19 protein-coding genes are annotated in these 19,484 nt (G+C 64.1%); 13 read left to right on the top strand and 6 right to left on the bottom strand.

Annotated elements, in window-relative coordinates:
* Positions 1–286: 286 nt before the first annotated feature.
* A complete protein-coding gene (locus AC0CMF_RS09255; protein WP_472481518.1) occupies positions 287–2,290 on the bottom strand; it encodes a HAMP domain-containing methyl-accepting chemotaxis protein in 2,004 nt (667 codons plus the stop codon).
* A 121-nt stretch (positions 2,291–2,411) separates the two neighbouring features.
* Between AC0CMF_RS09255 and mobA the strand changes: the two genes are divergently transcribed.
* From mobA to AC0CMF_RS09225, 6 genes are all read left to right on the top strand, one after another.
* Positions 2,412–3,038: a molybdenum cofactor guanylyltransferase MobA gene (mobA, locus tag AC0CMF_RS09250; protein ID WP_162936328.1), complete on the top strand. Its 627-nt coding sequence runs from the start codon at positions 2,412–2,414 to the stop codon at positions 3,036–3,038.
* A gap of 101 nt (positions 3,039–3,139) precedes the next feature.
* Positions 3,140–4,402, top strand: coding sequence for a molybdopterin molybdotransferase MoeA (locus tag AC0CMF_RS09245; RefSeq protein ID WP_374628628.1), 1,263 nt, complete (start codon positions 3,140–3,142; stop codon positions 4,400–4,402).
* A gap of 262 nt (positions 4,403–4,664) precedes the next feature.
* Positions 4,665–5,441 (top strand): ABC transporter substrate-binding protein, encoded by a 777-nt coding sequence (locus AC0CMF_RS09240; protein ID WP_050471080.1) that lies wholly within the window; start codon positions 4,665–4,667, stop codon positions 5,439–5,441.
* Between the two features lie 194 nt (positions 5,442–5,635).
* The gene (locus tag AC0CMF_RS09235) at positions 5,636–6,349 is read left to right on the top strand and encodes an ABC transporter permease (protein WP_050471079.1); all 714 of its coding nucleotides are present in this window, start codon (positions 5,636–5,638) and stop codon (positions 6,347–6,349) included.
* Positions 6,346–7,179: an ABC transporter permease gene (locus AC0CMF_RS09230; protein ID WP_050471078.1), complete on the top strand. Its 834-nt coding sequence runs from the start codon at positions 6,346–6,348 to the stop codon at positions 7,177–7,179. The genes AC0CMF_RS09235 and AC0CMF_RS09230 overlap by 4 nt, the downstream gene beginning before the upstream one ends.
* Before the next feature lie 82 nt (positions 7,180–7,261).
* Positions 7,262–8,143 carry an NAD(P)-dependent oxidoreductase gene (locus tag AC0CMF_RS09225; protein ID WP_374628627.1) on the top strand — a complete coding sequence of 294 codons (882 nt, stop codon included), beginning with the start codon at positions 7,262–7,264 and terminating at the stop codon, positions 8,141–8,143.
* A 46-nt stretch (positions 8,144–8,189) separates the two neighbouring features.
* On the opposite strand, the gene AC0CMF_RS09220 is transcribed toward AC0CMF_RS09225, so the two are convergent.
* Entirely contained in the window at positions 8,190–8,579 is a 390-nt protein-coding gene (locus AC0CMF_RS09220) for a hypothetical protein (RefSeq protein WP_050471076.1), read from the bottom strand.
* Between the two features lie 195 nt (positions 8,580–8,774).
* Here AC0CMF_RS09220 and AC0CMF_RS09215 point away from each other — a divergent pair, with 195 nt between their 5' ends.
* The 7 genes from AC0CMF_RS09215 (at position 8,775) to AC0CMF_RS09185 (ending at position 16,787) form a co-directional block, all read left to right on the top strand.
* Positions 8,775–10,856, top strand: coding sequence for a S9 family peptidase (locus AC0CMF_RS09215; protein ID WP_374628626.1), 2,082 nt, complete (start codon positions 8,775–8,777; stop codon positions 10,854–10,856).
* A 143-nt stretch (positions 10,857–10,999) separates the two neighbouring features.
* Entirely contained in the window at positions 11,000–12,055 is a 1,056-nt protein-coding gene (locus AC0CMF_RS09210; RefSeq protein ID WP_374628625.1) for a helix-turn-helix domain-containing protein, read from the top strand.
* 91 nt (positions 12,056–12,146) lie between these two features.
* The gene (locus tag AC0CMF_RS09205) at positions 12,147–13,211 is read left to right on the top strand and encodes an efflux RND transporter periplasmic adaptor subunit (RefSeq protein WP_374628624.1); all 1,065 of its coding nucleotides are present in this window, start codon (positions 12,147–12,149) and stop codon (positions 13,209–13,211) included.
* Entirely contained in the window at positions 13,208–13,921 is a 714-nt protein-coding gene (locus AC0CMF_RS09200) for an ABC transporter ATP-binding protein (protein ID WP_374628623.1), read from the top strand. The genes AC0CMF_RS09205 and AC0CMF_RS09200 overlap by 4 nt, the downstream gene beginning before the upstream one ends.
* Positions 13,921–15,063, top strand: coding sequence for an ABC transporter permease (locus AC0CMF_RS09195; protein ID WP_374628762.1), 1,143 nt, complete (start codon positions 13,921–13,923; stop codon positions 15,061–15,063). The genes AC0CMF_RS09200 and AC0CMF_RS09195 overlap by 1 nt, the downstream gene beginning before the upstream one ends.
* Positions 15,064–15,066: 3 nt before the next feature.
* Positions 15,067–16,275, top strand: coding sequence for an ABC transporter permease (locus AC0CMF_RS09190; RefSeq protein ID WP_122519623.1), 1,209 nt, complete (start codon positions 15,067–15,069; stop codon positions 16,273–16,275).
* A 164-nt stretch (positions 16,276–16,439) separates the two neighbouring features.
* Positions 16,440–16,787 (top strand): hypothetical protein, encoded by a 348-nt coding sequence (locus tag AC0CMF_RS09185; protein ID WP_163001226.1) that lies wholly within the window; start codon positions 16,440–16,442, stop codon positions 16,785–16,787.
* A gap of 75 nt (positions 16,788–16,862) precedes the next feature.
* Here AC0CMF_RS09185 and AC0CMF_RS09180 read toward each other — a convergent pair whose 3' ends face one another.
* The 4 genes from AC0CMF_RS09180 to AC0CMF_RS09165 all read right to left on the bottom strand — a co-directional run bounded on the left by AC0CMF_RS09180 (position 16,863) and on the right by AC0CMF_RS09165 (position 19,366).
* A complete protein-coding gene (locus AC0CMF_RS09180; RefSeq protein ID WP_050471068.1) occupies positions 16,863–17,063 on the bottom strand; it encodes a YgaP family membrane protein in 201 nt (66 codons plus the stop codon).
* A 135-nt stretch (positions 17,064–17,198) separates the two neighbouring features.
* A complete protein-coding gene (locus tag AC0CMF_RS09175; protein WP_122519621.1) occupies positions 17,199–17,882 on the bottom strand; it encodes a Crp/Fnr family transcriptional regulator in 684 nt (227 codons plus the stop codon).
* A gap of 85 nt (positions 17,883–17,967) precedes the next feature.
* Positions 17,968–18,885, bottom strand: coding sequence for a cytochrome c (locus AC0CMF_RS09170; protein ID WP_122519620.1), 918 nt, complete (start codon positions 18,883–18,885; stop codon positions 17,968–17,970).
* A 31-nt stretch (positions 18,886–18,916) separates the two neighbouring features.
* Positions 18,917–19,366, bottom strand: a complete 450-nt coding sequence (locus AC0CMF_RS09165) for a c-type cytochrome (RefSeq protein ID WP_122519619.1) — start codon at positions 19,364–19,366, stop codon at positions 18,917–18,919.
* Positions 19,367–19,484 lie beyond the last annotated feature (118 nt).

The raw sequence follows: 19,484 nt of genomic DNA, 5'->3' as shown, positions 1-19,484 counted from the left end.
CTAGTGTAAAAACTCCCTTCCGCTCCGCACGTTGCAGATGACACAACGCCTGGAACGGCCGGTGTGTTAAACAGCCAGCCGCCTCGGAAGCCTGCCGCGCCAGGCATCGCCTGCCCACTGCCCCGGCGTTGGCACGCAGCCAACGGCAAAAGGCCGGACATTGCTGCCCGGCCTTTGCTGTGTCTGATATCAGCGTCTGATAGATGTCACGTTTCACGCAGGGCTCAAGCCCCTGCGGCACCCGGGTCCTTCAGGCCATGATGCGTCAGCATCGAAAGCCTTGGCATTACGCGGCGCGCACCTGTGCGATGAAGCGGGCGACCTCGACCTTGAGGGTTTCCGCGTCCCTGGCAAGTCCGCCTGCGGAGCCCAGAACCTCTGAAGCGGCTGCCCCCGTCTCTTCGGCAGCCCGGCTGACGCCGGTGATGTTGGAGGAGACTTCCACCGTGCCCGCAGAGGCCTGCTGCACGTTGCGGGCAATCTCAAGCGCGGCCGCATTCTGCTCTTCCACCGCAGCGGCGATGGTTGCGGCAATGCCGTTCAGCCGCGCGATCGTGTCCCCGACATTCTGGATCGCGTCAACGGACGCGTTGGTCGCCGCCTGGATCTCGGCAATCTGGCCGGAGATTTCCTGCGTGGCGCGGGACGTCTGCTCGGCAAGAGCCTTCACTTCCGTTGCCACGACCGCAAAGCCCTTGCCGGCCTCACCAGCGCGCGCCGCCTCGATGGTGGCGTTCAGCGCCAGCAGGTTCGTCTGGCCTGCGATGTCCGAAATCATGCTCAGCACGTCGCCGATCTTCTGCGAGGCCGAAGACAGGAAGGCGATGCGCTCGCTGGCGGTCTGGGTGTCCCCGACGGCCCGGTGCGACATGGTCGAGGATTCCTCTGCCTGGCGGCCGATCTCGCGCACAGAGGCTGCCAGCTGCTCGGTGGCCGCTGCAACCGTCTGCACATTGACCGCCGCCTCTTCCGATGCGGCGGAAACCGCCGTCGACTGATGCGACGTCTGTTCTGCCGAGGCACTCAGCGTGTTCGCCGCAGCCTGCATTTCCCGCGATGCGGAAGACACGGTCTCGACAATGCCGCCCACCGCCTGTTCGAAGCTGTCGGCCAGGTCGTTCATCAGCTTGCGGCGCTCGGCCTCCTGCTGCTCCTTGACAGCGGCCTGCTCACGCTCCAGCCGCTCTTTCTCAATGCCATTGGCCTGGAAAACCTGAACAGCCGCAGCCATCTCGCCGATTTCGTCGGAACGCCCCGCCCCGAACACCTTCATGGACAGATCGCCTGCCGCAATGGCCCGCATGCAGTCCGTGATGGCGTTGATGGCACGGGAAATGGATGTGCCCAGGAACAGGGCAATGGCCGCCATCACCAGCGTGAAGAGGCTTGCCAGCGTCAGCGTCGTCGAACTCGTGTTTTCAATGCCGGCCTCGGCCACCGGCCCCATTTCGTTCTGCGCATCGATCAGTTTGTCGACGGCCGCCTGATATCCGGACATGATCAGCGGCCCCAGCATCTCGAGCTTGTTCTCGCGAATGTCCGCGGCCTTGGAAATGGCGATTTCCAGATAGGACGCTTCGCTGATCACATCTTCCGTCTGCGCGGGCAGCGGCGCCACAAGCCGGTTCAGCTCTGGCGACTTCTGGGCAAACTGCAGCCGCTGAAGCAGCGTAGTCGCTTCATCGTAATAGTCCATGGCCTCAGAGAGGTCGTCCGCGTTTCCGCTGCTGGCGTAACGCTCGACATAGATCCGCGCCAGCAGAAATTCCTGCATCGCCGGGGCCACGGTTTCAAGAACGAGGTAATTCTGCTCCTCAATGGCCTTGTGCATCACACCGGCCATATTCTGACGGAAAGCGTCGCCCCCTTCTTTCACCTGGGTCAGGCTGAGAGCGACTTCCTCATTCACCGCACGCAACTCATCAAAGGCGGCCTGATAGGCGTCAACCTGCTGGATCAGTTCCCGAAGTTCGGCCAGCAGGGGAGATCCGGCGAAAACCTCCTCGATCTGCGATGCGCCCGAACTGATCTTTCCGATCAGGTCGTTCACCTGGGCCGCGCTGTCCGCGGTTTCCTCCAGCTGATACCGCAAGATGGCGAGCCTGGCTTCCATCAGCGCGGCCTGCGCCTCATAACCAGTCAGGCTCTGCCTCGCCGTTTCGCGGAATTGGCTGAAATAGGTGGCAGCAGTCTGCAAACCACTGTAGCCGATGTACGATACGACAAGCAGGGCGGCAACAGATGCGCCAAATCCGCCAAAAAGCTTCGCACGAACGGTCGAGATAAACATGACAGCTCCTGTTCTGGATTGCGCAACAATACGTCGTGAAATCTCTAGGTGAAGTTAACAAGCCTGTTCAACAATGCGCTGCAAAACGGCCAGCTCAAACACGGGAAAGTTAGAGGCCACGATGATCATCGGCTTTATTATTGCAGGAGGCGCCGGATCCCGGATGAAAGGTGGTCACAAGCCATCAATTCCACTTACGGAACTTCCACTGATCTCGCATGTGGCGGCAAGGCTTCAGAAACAAGTCGAGACTGTTATAATTATCAATAACGATCCCGGCTATTTGCCTGAAACTCTGAAGCTACCGGTCGCCCGTGATTTTCAGCCGGGGCGCGGCGGGCCATTGGTCGGTATTATTACGGCAATGCTTTACGCAAGGGAAAACTATCCGGAGTGCAATCATCTGGTGAGTGTTCCTTGTGATGGCCCCTTCTTCCCTGAAACACTGGTTGAGCGGCTGACCGCAGCCAGCGGCCCCGGCACCCCGGGCATAGCGGTGTCTGATGGCCGCAGGCATCCGCTGTTCGCCTGCTGGCCCGTTTCGCTGCTGCCGCGCTTGCAGGACTGGGTGGCAGCCGGCAACGCCCGCGTGGGCCAGTTCCTGAGCGAATGCGGTGCTATCGAGGTGGATTTTCCGCTCGATGAGGATGGCACAGACCCCTTCTTCAACATCAACACGCCGGAAGATCTCGCCGAAGCCCAACGGATCCTTGCCGCGCGGGAGGGAGCGGGCCTCAGCTACACCTGACCTCTTGACGCATGATCCTGATGCGGCTTGCACGCAGGCGCAAAGCAGGGAATGTTCGGGACGGCCGCGCACGGGCGGCAGAAGGACAGCGGGAAAAGCGGATGCGGGGTGAGGATTGTTTCGGCGCGGATGACACGCGCCTGCTCCATGACGAGGCGCTGGACCTGCTCGCACGCCTGCCTCTGCCTGCGCCCGGCCATGAAACCATCAGCCTCGGCGAAGGGCGCGGCCGCATTCTGGCAGCGCCCGTCACAGCCCCGCGCAACGTGCCGCAGCACGACACCTCCGCCGTGGATGGCTACGCCTTCCGCCATCAGGACTTCGACCCCTGCGGCGGCTTCTTCCGGCTGGAAACGCGCATTCCTGCAGGCCACCCGGCCGTGCAGGCGCAGGCCCCATGGGCCGCCGCCCGTATCTTCACCGGCGGCGTGATGCCGGAAGGTGCCGACACGGTGGCCATGCAGGAAGACTGCCGCCTTGAGACCAGCGGCGGCCAGAGTGTTGTTGTCATCCCCGCAGGTCTGCCCAAGGGCGCCAACCGGCGGCTGGCGGGGGAAGACCTCGCGGCAGGCACGCAGATCCTTGTGCAAGGCCACCGGCTGCGGGCCCAGGACCTTGCCGCCATCGCCTCGACAGGCACCGCCCAGGTCCCGGTGTTCAACCGCATCCGTGCCGGTGTGATCTCGACCGGCGATGAACTCGTCCGTCCCGGCACTGCCCTTGGCGCGGGCGGGCTCTATGATGCCAATCATTTCCTGCTGACATCGCTGCTCGAAAGCTGCCCGGCAGACATCACCGATCTCGGCATCTGCCCGGACCGGCGCGATGCCCTGCAGCTTGCCCTGTCTGAGGCATCGGGCCGCTGCGACGTCATCCTTACCAGCGGCGGGGCCAGCCACGGAGAGGAAGATCACCTTCTGGCCGTGCTGGAGCGCATCGGTGAAGCACAGGTCTTCGACCTTGCCATCAAGCCGGGCCGCAGGCTGATCACGGGCCGGGCCGGAGACTGCCTGATCATCGGCCTGCCCGGCAACCCCGTGGCGGCGATGGTCTCCTTCCTGCTCTATGCCCGCCCCCTGCTGCTGCGCCGTGCCGGAATGGCGGCCGCCCCAGTCCAGGGTTTTCAGGTGCAGGCCGCCTTCGACCTGCCCCGGCGCAAGACCGGGCGGCGGGAGTTCAGCCGCGGGCGGCTTGTCACACATCCCGATGGCTCCGTGCATGCAGAGCTTTATCCCCGCTCCGGCTCCGGGCTGATTTCGAGCCTCAGAGAGGCGGATGGCCTCATCGAAATTCCGGAAGAAACGGCGGCCATCCACAGGGGCGATGCGGTGTGTTTTCTTCCCTTCAGCAGCTTTCTGGCATGATGTCGCGCCCTGCAGCCTCAGCCGGACGCTGCGTCATAGGGTGAATACCGGCAAAAATGTCAGTGCACATCTTCTGTGCCAGCATGTTTTTTCATCTGGGCGAGCGGTTTCTGCCGGGATATGTTCATACAATGGGCGCCGGGTCTGCCGCTTGCTGAAGTGCTGCGGACCGGTGCCTGGATGAATGAAAGAACAAGCAACCTGAGGCACAGCAGCCGCCAGCGGCCTGCTGCCGCGACAAAAGGCGCGAGGGGTAAGTTACATGGGTATCAAGACGATTGCCGCAGCTGCAATCCTGTCCGTCGCCGCATTCGGTGCAGCCGAGGCGAAGGACTGGAGCAAGATCCGCATGGGCACGGAGGGCGCCTATCCTCCGTTCAACGTGCTGGGCTCCGATGGTCAGCTGACGGGCTTCGACATCGACATTGCCAAGGCGCTTTGCGAGGAAATGAAGGTCGAGTGTGAATTCATCACCTCTGACTGGAACGGCATCATCCCGGCGCTGCAGGCGGGCAAGTTCGACACCATCATTGCCTCCATGTCGATCACCGAAGAGCGCAAGCAGCAGGTCGACTTCACCAACAAGTATTACAACACCCCCCCGGCGATTGCCGTGCCGAAGGACAGCCCGCTGACGGAAGCCACCGATGCGGCCCTCGCTGGCAAGGCCATCGGTGCGCAGAGCTCCACCACCCACTCCAACTATGCGGAAGAGAAGCTTCCTTCGACCGATCTGAAGCTCTATCCGACGTCCGACGAGTACAAGCTCGACCTCGTCAACGGCCGCATCGACGGCGTGATTGACGACGTTGTCGTGCTCTCGGAATGGGTGAAGAGCGAAGACGGCGCCTGCTGCAAGATCCTCGGCACCCTGAAGCCGGACCCGGTGATCAACGGCGAAGGCGCCGGCATTGCCATCCGCAAGGAAGACCAGGAGCTAAAGGAAAAGCTGAACGCTGCCATTGCCGCCATCCGCGCGAACGGCAAGTACAAGGAAATCAACGACAAGTACTTCGAGTTCGACGTTTACGGCGATTGATGAGGCACGGGCGGGCAGGCGATCCCCTGCCCGCACCGCTTCAGACAGGTGGCCGGAACGCCGGATGCAGGTACAGGCTGGAAAGCGCGGGCAGGATTGGCCGGCGCTGCCGGTCCATCCCCTGACAGCATGGCATGTCCGGCAAAGCCAGGATCAGGGGCATGTGCCTCTGAGGCGCAGGGTCCGGGCAGCTGATGGACAAATATCTGGAACTTCTTGCATTCGGCCCCACAGGATGGGGTGATGAACTTCTCGGCGGCCTGTTCATCACGGTCAGCCTTGCATTGTCCACCCTGCCCTTCGGGCTGGTGCTGGGCTTCATCATTGCCCTGGGCAAGAAATCGCCCGAGCCGTCCCTGCAGCTTGCCAGCACGATCTACACCACGATTTTCCGTGGTCTGCCGGAGCTGCTGACGCTGTTCCTCGTCTATTTCGGCTTCCAGATCGCCATCAAAACCCTGTCCGAGCGCATGGGTTATGGCATCTCCATCGAGGTGAACAGCTTCCTCGCCGGCATGATCGCGCTGGCGCTGGTGTTCTCTGCCTATTCCAGCGAAGTGTTCCACTCCGCCTTCCTCGGCATCCCGCAGGGCCAGTATGAGGGCGGCAAGGCGCTTGGCCTCAGCCGTTTCCAGACCTTCCGCCTCGTGGTCATGCCGCAACTGATCCGCCTTGCCCTGCCGGGCCTGACCAATCTCTGGCTGATCCTTCTGAAGGAAACATCCCTCGTGTCGGCTGTCGGTCTTGTCGATGTGATGCGCCAGACCGGCATTGCCGCCCGCAACACCAAGGAAGCCTTCTTCTTCTACAGTCTTGCCTGCCTCATCTATCTGATGCTGGCGATCCTGTCCTCCCTGGTCCTGCGCCGCACCGAAGGCTGGGCCAAGCGCGCGGAGATGGCCCGATGAGCCAGACCGCCGCCCCCGCCATCAGCCGCCCGCCCCTGCCCGCCCGGCGCCCCTGGACGGCCGCACGCATCACCGGCCATGTGCTCATGGCCTTCTGGATCGTCAGCGGCATTGGTCTCGCCCTTTACCTCGGCCAGAACCTCTTCAGCACCTTCGCCAGCCAGTATCTGCCCAAATATGTCACCGGCGCGGTGGTGACGCTGAAGCTGACGATCTACTCCTTCCTCATTGGCGCCGCGCTTTCCGTGCCGCTGGCTCTGGCCTGTTCCGCAAAGAACTCAGCCGTCCGGTCACTCGGCAATGCCTATGTCTATTTCTTCCGCGGCACCCCGCTGCTGGCGCAGGTCTTCCTGATCTATTACGGCCTTGGCTCCTTCCGCAGCGCCCTGGACACGGTCGGCCTATGGTGGTTCTTCCGTGACGCTTGGAACTGCGTGCTCCTGACCTTCGCGCTCAACACCGCCGCCTATCAGGCCGAGATCCTGCGCGGCGCCGTCCAGTCCATGCCGAAGGGCCAGTGGGAGGGCGCCTTCTCGCTCGGGCTTTCCCGTGGCGTGACCTTCTTCAAGGTCATCCTGCCGCAAGCGCTGATCGTGGCCCTGCGTCCCTATGGCAACGAGATCATCCTGCTGCTCAAGGGTTCCGCAATTTCCTCCATCGTCACCATCTACGACATCATGGGCGAGGCAAACCGGGCATTTTCGCGCAGTTTCGACTTTCAGGCCTATATCTGGGCGGCAGTTGCCTATCTCATCGCGGTAGAACTCATCCGCCGCGCCTGGGACCTGATGGAGCGGCGCCTGACCCGCCATCTGCGTCACGGCAAGTAGCGTCATTGGGCCGATTATCCGTTGCACCCGGCGCGCGGCTGTGCGAGCAAAACGCAACAGTCCGCTTACCGGGAGTTCTGGCATGGCAAAAGTTGCATTCATTGGTCTTGGCGTCATGGGCTATCCCATGGCCGGTTACCTTGCCTCTCGCGGCGGCCACGAGGTCACCGTCTATAACCGCACCGCAGCCAAGGCAGACAAGTGGGTGGCTGAACACGGCGGCAAATCCGCCGCCACCCCGCGTCAGGCCGCCGAAGGCTGCGACTTCGTTCTTGCCTGCGTCGGCAATGACGACGACCTGCGTGCCGTCACCACCGGCCCGGACGGCGCCTTCCACGGCATGAAGAAGGGCGCCATCCTCATCGACCACACCACCGCCTCCGCAGAAGTCGCGCGCGAACTCCATGCCGCCGCCAGGGCCGCCGGCTGCGGTTTTGTCGATGCCCCCGTTTCCGGCGGTCAGGCGGGCGCGGAGAAGGGTATTCTCACCGTCATGTGCGGTGGTGAGGAGGCAGACTTCAACGCGGCCAAGCCCATAATCGAGTGCTTTGCCAAGTTCGTGGGCCTGATGGGCGCGCCGGGTGCCGGCCAGCTCACCAAGATGGTCAACCAGATCTGCATCGCCGGTCTGGTGCAGGGCCTTGCCGAAGCCATCCACTTCGCCAAGAAGGCAGACCTTGATGTTCCCGCCGTCATCGCCGCCATCCGGGGCGGTGCGGCCCAGTCCTGGCAGATGGAAAACCGCTGGGAGACCATGCTGAACGGCAAGTTCGACTTCGGCTTTGCCGTGGACTGGATGCGCAAGGATCTCGGCATCGTGCTCGACACCGCACGTGAGACCGGCGCCCGCCTGCCGGTCACCGCGCTGGTGGATCAGTTCTACGGCGAAGTGCAGGACATGGGCGGCAACCGCTGGGACACCTCCAGCCTCATCGCCCGGCTGGAAAAATCCGGCAAGGCCTGAGACTTCTTTCAAATACCCGCTTCACTCCACTCTGGGGCCGCCGACTTCACCCCGCCGGCCCCAGAACCAGCCGCACGCCTTGAAGCGCTCCGGCCAGCACCAGAAACAGCCCGCAGAGCCGCGCCGAGTACCAGGCCTTTTCCAGAAGCTCATCGCGCATCGCCGTCGCTATGAGAGGCAGTGCAACCGCCTTGGCCGGGCGGTCTTCGGGGGCCAGCAGCATCCACACTTCCGTGTCCTCGACCCGCCGCCGGTGATGATAGGTCAGGCCATACCACGCCATCACCAGCCCGGTGATGCCGCAGCCCAGCGCTCCGAAGGTGAAGCAATAGGGTGGATGCGAGGCCGTGCCCATCATCACCATCAGGATGGCGAGACCGCAAAAGCCCCAGGCCCGCGTCACGGAAATACGGGCAAGCTTGGTAATGCGCTCCATCAGCCCCGTCCCCCTTTGAACCAGATCCTGATGCTGCCAGATACGCCGCGCCTTGCAAGCCGGTTCACGCGGCACGCGTGCTGAAATCACTGTGAACGCACCAGTGAAGATGCTGCGGCCGGTTCAGCCATGCGGTAAGGTTGGAATTCGGTTCCCGCCCTTGCTTCCTTTCCGGAAAAACCCTACCTCCCCGCCATGACACAGACACTTCCCCCCCGCGCCGAAGCGCGCCCCCTCACCCTCGAAGCTCACGGCATCACCCGCCAGGACGAATACGCCTGGCTGAGGGCCGAAAACTGGCAGGACGTGATGCGTGATCCGTCCGTGCTGGCGCCGGATATCCGCGCCTATCTGGAGGCGGAAAACGCCTATCTGGAAACGGTCATGGCGCCCACGAAAGAGCTTCAGGACAAGCTCTTTGCCGAGATGAAAGGCCGGATCAAGGAAGACGACAGTTCCGTGCCGATGCCGGACGGCCCGTTCGAATATGGCGTGAGCTACGTCACCGGCGGCCAGCACCCGCGCCTTGTGCGCTCGCCTCTTGGCGGCGGCGCGCAGGAGATCCTCGTCGATGGCGACAAGGAAGCCGAAGGCAAGGCCTATTTCCGCATGGCCGGTGCCATGCATTCCCCCGCCCACGACCGGCTGGCCTGGGCCTTTGACGACAAGGGCTCGGAGTTCTTCACGCTGCTCATCCGCGATCTCACCACCGGCAAGGACCTGCCCACCCGGATCGAGGATACCGCTGGCGGCGGCGTTTTCTCCGCCTGCGGACGCTATCTCTTCTACGTGCGCCTTGACGCGAACCACCGCCCGTCCAGGCTCTTCCGCCACGAGATCGGCACTGATCCATCCGCTGATGTGCTGGTTTTCGAGGAAGAGGATGCCGGTTTCTTCATGGGCGTCGGCAAGACCCAATCCGACAGCCATATCCTGATCGACATCCACGACCATGAAACCTCGGAAGTCCACGTCATTCCGGCGGATCAGCCGCTCGCTGCGCCGCGCCTCATCGCTGCGCGCGATACAGGCATCGAATACTCGGTCGAGGAAAACGGCGGCACCTTCTACATCCTCACCAATGCGGATGATGCCGAGGACTTCAAGATCGTCACCGCTCCGGTGGAGACGCCTGGCCGGGAGAACTGGCGCGACTTCATCCCCCATGAGGCTGGCCGGCTGATCCTGTCGCACACGCTCTACAAGGATTTCATGGTGCGGCTGGAGCGGGCCGAGGGCTTGCCGCGCATCATCATCCACCGGCTGGCGGACCACCTCGAACACCCGATTGCCTTTGCCGAGGAAGCCTATTCGCTGGGTCTTGCCGATGGCTACGAGTTCGACACGAACATCATCCGCTTCACCTACTCGTCCATGACCACGCCCGCGCGGGTCTATGACTATGACGTGGAAACGCGCCAGCGCACCCTGCGCAAGGAGCAGGAAGTGCCCTCCGGCCACAATCCGGATGACTACATCACCCGCCGCCTGATGGCCCCGGCCCCGGATGGGGAGCTGGTGCCCGTGTCGATCCTCTACCGCAAGGACACGCCGCTGGACGGCTCCGCGCCCTGCCTGCTCTATGGCTATGGCTCCTACGGCATCTCCATCCCGGCCAGCTTCAGCACCACCAGCCTGTCGCTGGTGGACCGGGGCTTCGTCTACGCCATCGCCCATATCCGCGGCGGCAAGGACAAAGGCTATGCCTGGTACAAGAAGGGCCGCCGCGAGTTCAAGACCAGCACCTTCACCGACTTCATCGCCGCAGCGGTGCATCTGGTGAAGGAGGGCTTCACTGCCCATGACCGCATCGTCGCGCAGGGCGGCTCTGCCGGCGGCATGCTGATGGGCGCGGTCGCCAACATGGCGCCGGAGAAGTTCGGCGGCATCATCGCCGAGGTGCCCTTCGTCGATGTCCTGAACACCATGCTCGACGACACCCTGCCCCTCACCCCGCCGGAGTGGCCGGAGTGGGGCAACCCCATTGCCTCGCGCGAGGCCTATGACCTGATCGCCTCCTACTCGCCCTATGACAACGTGGCGGCGAAGGACTATCCGGCCATCCTCGCCGTCGGCGGCCTGACGGATCCGCGTGTCACCTATTGGGAACCGGCCAAGTGGGTTGCCCGCCTGCGCGAACGCAAGACCGGTGACAGCCTGCTGATGCTGAAGACAAACATGGACGCCGGCCACGGCGGCGCCTCCGGCCGCTTCGACCGCCTCAAGGAAGTTGCCCTCGTCCAGGCCTTCGCCCTGATGCTGACCGGCAAGGCCTGAAGAAACGCCTGCACCGCCCCGGTCACTCGCCGGGGCGGTGCGGATTGCCCCTGAAACCTTTCGTCCTCAAACGTGTTTCAGGTCGAATTTACCGGCCGGGGCGGGCATAGTGCGGGTTCTGCTGGCTCTGCGTGATCCCCTCCATGCTCTTCATTCCCTTCCCCTTTGCCGCAGCCATGGTGCTGCTGATGCTCTTCGCCGGATCGCTGCGCCGGTCCGGAGGGGAAGGCCGCAACATTCCGTTCCTCGCCCTGATCCTTCTGGCGGCCGTACAATCGGTCCTGATTGGCCTGCGCTGGGGCTATGGCATCACCGCCATCATGCATGTCCTGCCTGTCACCGCCGCGCTGGTGCCGCCGCTGGCTTATTGCGGCGTCGCCCGGCTGGTGCGCCGGAGCACGCTGTCACTTTTCCAGCGCCTTGCCCTGCACAGCACGCCGGCGGTGCTTGTGGCACTGATGCTCGCCGTCCTGCCCATGGCCATCGATGTCACGCTGGTCGCCATTTTTCTCGGCTATGCGGCCGCCATCTTGCGGCTCATGCGCCAGGGCACGGATGCCCTGCGGCTTGCCGCCTTCGAGGATGCGTCCCGCGCCCACAAGGCCATTCTCTTTGCCGCTGCCGGACTGATCCTGTCCGCGCTGGTGGATATCTACCTTGCCCTGGATTTCGTCTGGCTTGATGGCCGGCATGCGCTTGGCGTCATCACCGGCGGCAACATCGGCGTGCTCATCGTTCTCGCCATCGCAGCTTCCGCCGCCAGCCGCACGCCGGTTGAATCCTCCTCTGCAGACAGGGGCCTGCCGGATGAAGCCCCGGCTCCGGAAGCGGCAGAACCAGCCGCAGACAGCGCCGCTGCCGACCGTGAGGTGATGGCAAGCATCGAATCCCTGATGCAGACCCGCACGCTTTACCGGGACGCCAATCTCACGCTGGACCGGCTGGCCCGGCGTGCCGGAATTCCCGCCCGGCAGATCTCCGGCGCGATCAACCGCACCACCGGCAAAAACGTCTCGCAATATGTCAACGAGTTCCGCATCGCAGAGGCCTGCCAGCTTCTCCAAAGCACGGACAAGCCTGTGACCGCCATCATGTTCGAGGCCGGATTCCAGACCAAATCCAACTTCAACCGTGAATTCCGCCGCGTGACCGGCCTGAGCCCGGTGGAGTGGCGCCAGCAGAAGACTGGCTCGGCCTGAAACTCTCCTTGCAGGTCCTCGATCACGATCTGCACCCTCCCTAATCGTGTTCAAGGTCGAGCCTATGGCCTGACGGCGCCAGTCTGGGTCCATGACAACCCTGACAGACCAGAACCGCCAGCTCGCCGGGACGCTGCGGTCTCTCTCCCTCCCCGGTCCCGCACCCGGCACGGAACAGCCGCAGCGCAAGCCGCGTCTTTCCCCCACATGGCTTCTGCTCACCGGCCTCGGCAGCGCCGCCCTTGCCATCGGAGCGGCCGCCCTCACCGGCACGGCCTCAATCCCTGCCGCAACCGCGGTTGCGCAGCAGCAGGCGGCCGCACCGCCGCCGCTCCCTCCTGCTCCTCTGTCGCGGGAGATTACCGGCTCGGGCCATGTCATTGCCCTGCACTCCGTCCCTGTCTTTGCCCGTTACGAGGGGCGGATCGAAAGCGTCAACGTCACGCTCGGGTCTGAAGTCCGGGCCGGGGATGTGCTGGCCGTTCTCGCCGACCCCGCCGCCCGTCTTGCCCTGGATCAGGCACACGCACGGCTGCGAACGGCGGAGCTCACCCTTGCTGCCCGCCAGATTACCCTCTCCCAGGCGAACGCCGATCTTCGCCGCGCCGAAGCACTTGCCGCCCGTGGCAGCCTGTCCCAAAGCGTGCTGGAAAACGCCGCCACCGCCGCCCGGACAGCCGCCAGCAGCGTTGATCTGGCCGGTGCAGCCATTGAGGAAGTCCGGATATCTGCCGCCATCGCTGCCGAACGGGTGGAGGCCCTCACCATCCGCGCGCCTTTTGCCGGAACGGTCACGCAGCTCAATGCCCGCCCCGGCGCCATGATCCTCGACCGCTCCGACAGCATCCGTGAGGCAGAGAGCCTGCTCACCCTCACCCGCATGGACAGTCTCGTCATAGAGGCGGATGTGGCCGAGCGCAGCATCGCCGGTCTCACGCCCGGCCTTGAGGCTGAGGCAGAACTTGATGCCGCCCCCGGCGCGCCCTTCCCAGTGCGCCTGACACTGGCCGCGCCCGAGGCGAGCCCGGCCAAGGGCACCTTCAGCCTGCGTTTCACTCCGCTCGCCCCACCTGTCCCACTGCGCCCCGGCATGGCCGCGCGCATCCGCATCAGCCTTCCCTCCACCACACAGACAGCCGGAGCAACGCCCCGATGACCCAGCCCGCACCACAGGAAGACGCCGCCTTCATAAGCCTTCAGGGCCTTGAAAAATCCTACCCCGCAGGCGGCAGCCTGCTGCCGGTGTTCTCCGGCCTGAACCTTACCTTTCCGAGAGGGGATTTTGCCGCGATCATGGGCCCCTCGGGCTCCGGCAAGTCCACCTTGCTCAACCTTCTGGCAGGCATAGACCATCCGGACCGGGGTGAAATCCGCATTGGCCGGGCCCGGCTGGACCAGATGGGTGAGGCCGCCCGCACCAGCTGGCGGGCGCATCATCTCGGCATCGTCTTCCAGTTCTACAATCTGCTGCCCATGCTGACGGTGGCGGAGAATGTGGAGCTGCCCTTGCTGCTGAAGCCGCTCTCTGCCCGCATGCGGCGCGAGCGGGTGATGACGGTGCTGGAGCTCGTGGGCCTGTCCGGCCACGCCCGCCACCGGCCCTCCCAGCTTTCCGGCGGCCAGCAGCAGCGCACCGGCATTGCCCGCGCCATCGTCTCCGATCCGGAGCTGATCCTCTGCGATGAGCCCACCGGCGACCTCGACCGCAAATCCGCCGATGACATTCTCGCCATGCTGCGCGTGCTGAATGCGGAACTGGGCAAGACCATCCTCATGGTCACCCACGATCCTCTGGCCGCCGCCAGCGCAAGGCGCACCCTGCATCTCGACAAGGGCAGCTTCCTTGAAGAGCGGAGGGCCGCGTGATGACCTGGCTCCGCCTTGCCCGCAAGAACGCCGCCCGCAAGCCGCTGCGCCTTGCCCTGCTCGTCTTCAGCGTGGCCATCGCCTTCCTGATCCACGGCCTCACCGCCAGCTTTCTGGCCGGTTCACAAGGCAGTTCAGCGGCAAGTGACGACCTGCTCGGTGTCATGTCTGCCGCAGGCCCAGCTCAGCCGCTGCCGCTCTCGTACCTGCCCCGTCTGGAAGCAGAGCCCGGCGTAACCGCCGTCTCCCATGTGGCACGCCTGCGCGGCTTCCTCGACCGGGAGACCAATGTCATCGCGGTCGCGGCAGTGGATCCTGCCCGTGCTGCCGCCGTCAACGGACAGGAGCTGGGGCTGACGCCTGCCCTCACCGCCAGCCTCAGCGAGAGCCGCGATACCCTTCTGGCAGGCCGCGCTCTGGCGCAGGCGCAAGGCTGGGCCGTGGGTGACAGCGTTGCCGTTACCGCCTTCACCATGGCGCAGAAGGATGGCAGCCGGATCTGGCGCTTCCGCATCGCGGGCATCTTCGACGGCGCCTCTGCTAGCACAGACACCTATTTTGCGATTGCCCGGTACGATTACATCAACGCCCTGCGCGCCAGTGGCTCAGACACCGCCGATGTCTTCGCCATCCGACCCGAACCGGACACCAGCGCCAGCGCGCTGGCCGCCGCGATTGACGCACAGTTCGCCAACTCGCCTGCGCCAACCCGAACCCAATCGGAAAAGCAGTTTCTGGAAGCCTTCCTGCGGCAGTTTGCCGATGTGAAGCTGATCACAGGCCTCGTCACCTCAGCTGCCTTCATCTCCCTGTTGATGATCATCACCAACACCATGGTCTTTGCCGTGCGGGAAAGGCGCTTTGAGACCGGCGTGCTGAAGGCCCTCGGAGTTCCGCCCGCGCGCATCGCCCTGCTGATCCTTGGCGAGACGGGCTTCATCTTTGCCCTTGGCGGCGCCATTGGCCTCGGCTTCACCGGCCTTGCCGCCATGTTCGGCCCGCCCGTTCTGGGGCTGGCGCTCACCGGTGCCGTCATTGGCGAAGCCTTGCTGCTCTTGGCAGGCCTTGCCCTGCTCACCGGCCTTCTTCCCGCCTGGAGCGCCATGCGCATTCCCGTCATTGCCGCCTTCCGCACGAGGTAACCCATGTCCGCCGCAGCTTCCCTCTTCCGCCAGACACATGCCCTCTTGCGCAGCAGCCTTCTCAGCCTGCCGCGCCGGGCAGCGCTCGCCCTCTCCATGGTGCTCTCCGCTGCTCTTGCCGTCAGCGTTCTTGCCGGATTTCTCGCCATGGCCGCCGGTTTCGAGAAAACGCTCAAGGGCACCGGCTCCCCGCTCACAGCCGTGGTTCTCGGCGGCACGCAGGTGCAGGAAACCGGCTCCAGCATCTCCGCCGGTGCCATCCGTACGCTGCTCGCGTCGCGGGATGATTTCGGCATCCGCAAGACACCATCCAGTGTCCCGCTTGTCTCCCGCGAACTGGTCATGCCCGCCAGCCTGACACGGCCGGACGGGCAGGAAGCCACCCTGGCCCTGCGCGGTATGGATGTTGAAGGCCTTCCAGCCCGGCCGGATGTGAGGCTGACTGCAGGGCGGATGTTTTCCCCCGGCGCGCGGGAACTGGTGGCGGGCGAAAGTCTCGCCCGCAGCATGTCCAGCCTTGCACCGGGCAGCAAGATCAGGCTTTCCGGCATGGAATGGACCGTCACCGGGCTGTTCAGCGCAGGCGGCAGCGCCTTTGAATCGGAACTTTGGACCAGCCTTGAAGCCGTGCAGGCCGCCTTCAACCGCCCGGGAGACGTCCACAGCCTGCGGCTTCTGCTGACTGAACCGGATGGCCTCGCACCTTTACAGGAGAAACTCTCGTCTCTGCCCGGACCATCTCTTACGGCCCTCACCGAAGCACAGCTCTATTCCGGCCAGTCGGCCCGCACGGCAGATCTCATCCGCCTGTTCGGCTGGCCAGTTGCCGGGCTGATGGCGCTGGGGGCGGCGGCGGGCGTGCTCAACACCATGTTCAGCGCCGTCTCAAGCCGGTCTGGCGAAATCGCCACGCTGCGGGCCCTTGGTTTTGCCCGTCTGCCCGCCTTTCTTGCGGTCTGGATCGAGGCCATCTGCCTTGCCGGGCTCGGCACCGCCATCGGTGTCTTCGGCTCATGGCTTGCCTTCAACGGCTGGCAGGCTAGCACGTCCGCTGGCAGCAACACCCGCCTTGCCTTTGAACTTTCCGTCGATAGCCACGTGATGCTCACCTGCAGCCTGCTCGGCCTCGCCCTCGGCCTTGCAGGCGGCGCCCTCCCCGCCCTCACCGCTGCCCGCCTCCCCCTGCACAAGGCGCTGCGGCAGAGCAATTGAACAGGATTGTCAGAAACAGCACAAATGTCGCAGAAGCTTCTTCCCATTTGCGTTTACGCTTCCCATAACCTTCCATAAGGCTGAGCTGGGCCCGGCAGGTGCCCGCCCTGGCTGCATCACCGCAGCGGCCGGCAGATTGCCTCATGTTTGGAGAAGTCATGAAAATGTTGAAGAGATCCACGCTCGCCGCACTGGTCCTCGTGATCGGGCAATCGGCTGCCATGGCGCAGGGCAGTTTTCTGGAGCATCTTCTGCTGTCCCCGACCCGCACCCCGGGAGACGTCCCGGAGACCTATGGCACGGCTTATGACTGCCGTCCGCTGAAAGCCGCCAATCAGACGGCAGGCGTCTGGCGCGGCCTGATCGGTGGTCAGGTCTGGCCGGATACAGGCCAGACGCGCCCTGTCAGCCGCGAAGGCTGTTTCAGAACCGAACAGGAATGCCTGGCCTTCCTCAACGTGATGAGCGGCTATATCGACTTCGTCTATTCGCGGGAATGCAAGCGGCTGTAAAGACATCCTCTAGACGCAAGAAAGCCGGAGCATGGGGCTGCTCCGGCTTCCGGTCTGCGGGATCAATGCAGGGGGTCAGTTTGCCCTGCAGGTCTTGATCCCGAACAGCGTATAGGCAGGGCACCAGCCAACCAGTGCGACAACGACCGGAATGACGCCGAACCAGCCAATCCACTTCCAGCTGATGTCAGCCGGGCCGAAAAGCGCGAAACCAATCAGTGCAATCCCTACCAGGAAGCGGATGGCCCGGTCGAGGGTTCCCATGTTCACAGTCATATCCCGTCCCCTTGGCTCAAGGCTTGTCCGGACTGTCCGGACGGTGAGACGACCCTAGCGCCAGCGGGACACCCCGTCTGTGACATGGTCACAAACAAAACCCGGCAACGTAGTTGCACGTAGCCCCGCAACTGGTCAGCCGGTATCCGCGATCCGGCGCAGCGCCGCGGGGTTGAGCAACTGCACTTCACCACGCCCCTGCGCAATATGACCGGCCTCGGCCCAGCGCCCCAGCAGCCGGGCGATTACCTCGCGGGCACTGCCGGTTTCTGCCGCAAGGGCAGCCTGTGTCAGGTGAATGGCTGACCCGTCTCCGGCCAGTTCCAGCAGCAGCCGCGCCAGCCGCGCGTCCAGCCGGTGAAACATGGTGTCTTCCATCTTCCGCAGAATGCTGGCAAGGCGGAGGCTGAAGCCCTGAAAGATGCGCCTGCGGAAAACCGGCTCGCTGTCGAGCAGCCGCGCCACCACCCCGGCCGGTATCATGAAGGCCTGGCAGGCCGTTTCGGTGATGCCCGACGCGGCATAAGGCTCTTCGCCCAGCAGGCAGGATGTGGTCAGCACGCAGCTCTCACCCGGCGCAACGCGGTACAGGAGGATTTCCCGGCCTGTATCGGATGTCATCAGCACGCGGACGCTGCCGGAGGTGAGCACCAGCCAGCCCGGACAGGCCTGTCCGGGCGCAAAGACTTCGGTTCCAGCCGGAATGGCCATCTGCCGCAGGGCCTGTTCAACGGTCCGGCGCCCGGCCTCGGAGAGCTCCGAAAGCCCCATCAGGCGCAGTGCCTCTTCAAAACTGCGGCCCGCAATCTGTCCGCTCATGCCCCTGCTCCGCCTCCCTGTAATCGCTGCCAGTCTAGCGGCAGCGGATGGGGACAGGCCAGTGAGGAAGACTGCGGCCTTTCGCCTACTGGCCCTGCGCGTGGGCGGGAATGGCCTTCAGATAGGCGGCAATGGCCTCCCGGTCTTCCGCCGTCAGCCGGGCCATGTTCTCCTGCACGGCCACCATTTCCCCGCCAACGGAGTCATAGGAAGGCGTGAAGCCGCTTTCGAGGTAATAGGCAATATCCGGGACAGACCAGTCGCCGATGCCCCTTTCACCGCCGGTGATATTGGGTATCCGGCCTTCGCCAACCGGCGCCTTTGCCCCCGCAAGCCATTGATCCAGCTTCAGGCCACCGGCCATGTCCCGGGGCGTGTGGCATTCGCCGCAGTGGCCGGGCCCTTCCACCAGATACTGGCCCCGCTGCAGCTGCTCGTCGATCCTCTGCAGCACCACGGCCGGACCCGGATCGAGATACATGAGCTTCCACAGCCCCAGTCCCCGCCGCAGGGTGAAGGGAAAGGCAAGCTCATGGCCGGGCGCAACACCCTGCACCGGCTCCAGCGTCTTCAGGAAGGCGAAGAGATCGGAGATGTCCTGATCCTTCATGCGGGCATAGGATGTGTAAGGAAAGGCGGGGTAGTAATGCTCTCCCTCGGGCGAAATTCCGGCCAGCATGGCATTGGCAAAGTCCGGCAGCGTCCAGCTGCCGATGCCCGTTTCAATGTCCGGCGAGATGTTCGGGGCAACGAAAACGCCGAAGGGTGTTTCCAGCCGCAATCCGCCGCCCAGCTTCAGCTTGTCCAGCCCCGATGCGCCCGGCGCGGCGTGGCAGGAGGCGCAGCCTCCCGCCCAGAACATCGCTTCTCCCCGCCCGGCATTGCCCTCCGGCAGGGCTGCGAGCCGCACGGGCTCAATCGAGGCGGGCGCAGTCAGAGCCCAGAAACCCAATCCACCCGCCCCCAGTACGAGGGCACCGGCAAGAGCCAGTTTCTTCAGCATCGGACCACGCCTTCCACGTCTTGCTTATCTCTTATCTCTGCACCCGGTAGGCCTCATGGCAGGACCGGCAACTGGCCATCACCGGCCCCATCGCGGTCTTGAAGGCCTCCACATCGGCCGGGCCATCCTTGCCGGAGGCCTGAGCTGCAGCGCCCGTAACCTCGGAAAATTTGGCAAGCGCAGCTTCAAAGCCAGCTGCATCTTCCCAGATCTTCGGGCTGGCGGAAGAGCCTTCCGCATTCTGCGTGCCATCGGGATAGAACGCACCAAGAGCATTGGCGGCTGCATTCATCGAAGCGATCGCCGCCTTGCCCGCTGCCGGGCTGTAGGCAATTTCACCCTTCATCATCGCACCGGCAAGACCGGCATTGGCAGCCACGGACTGCATGATGGCCTTGCGGGTCGCGACAGGGTCACCGGCAGCCGATGCCGCAGTCAGGGTTACGGCCAGCAAGGCGCCGGCCACAAAATATTTGCGCATCAAAGTCTCCCTCAAAAGAGCCGGCCGCGTCACTGGCCGGTGCGCCCATTCAGACCCGACTGCGCCGCAAAACTGAAATCACGGACGCGTGAGAGCTGCTGATCCACACAAAACTACG

The organism is Pannonibacter sp. CBAS1226 (assembly GCF_055685825.1).
The sequence above is the reverse complement of the archived record's forward strand: the minus strand, read 5'-3'. Positions and strand labels throughout refer to the sequence as shown.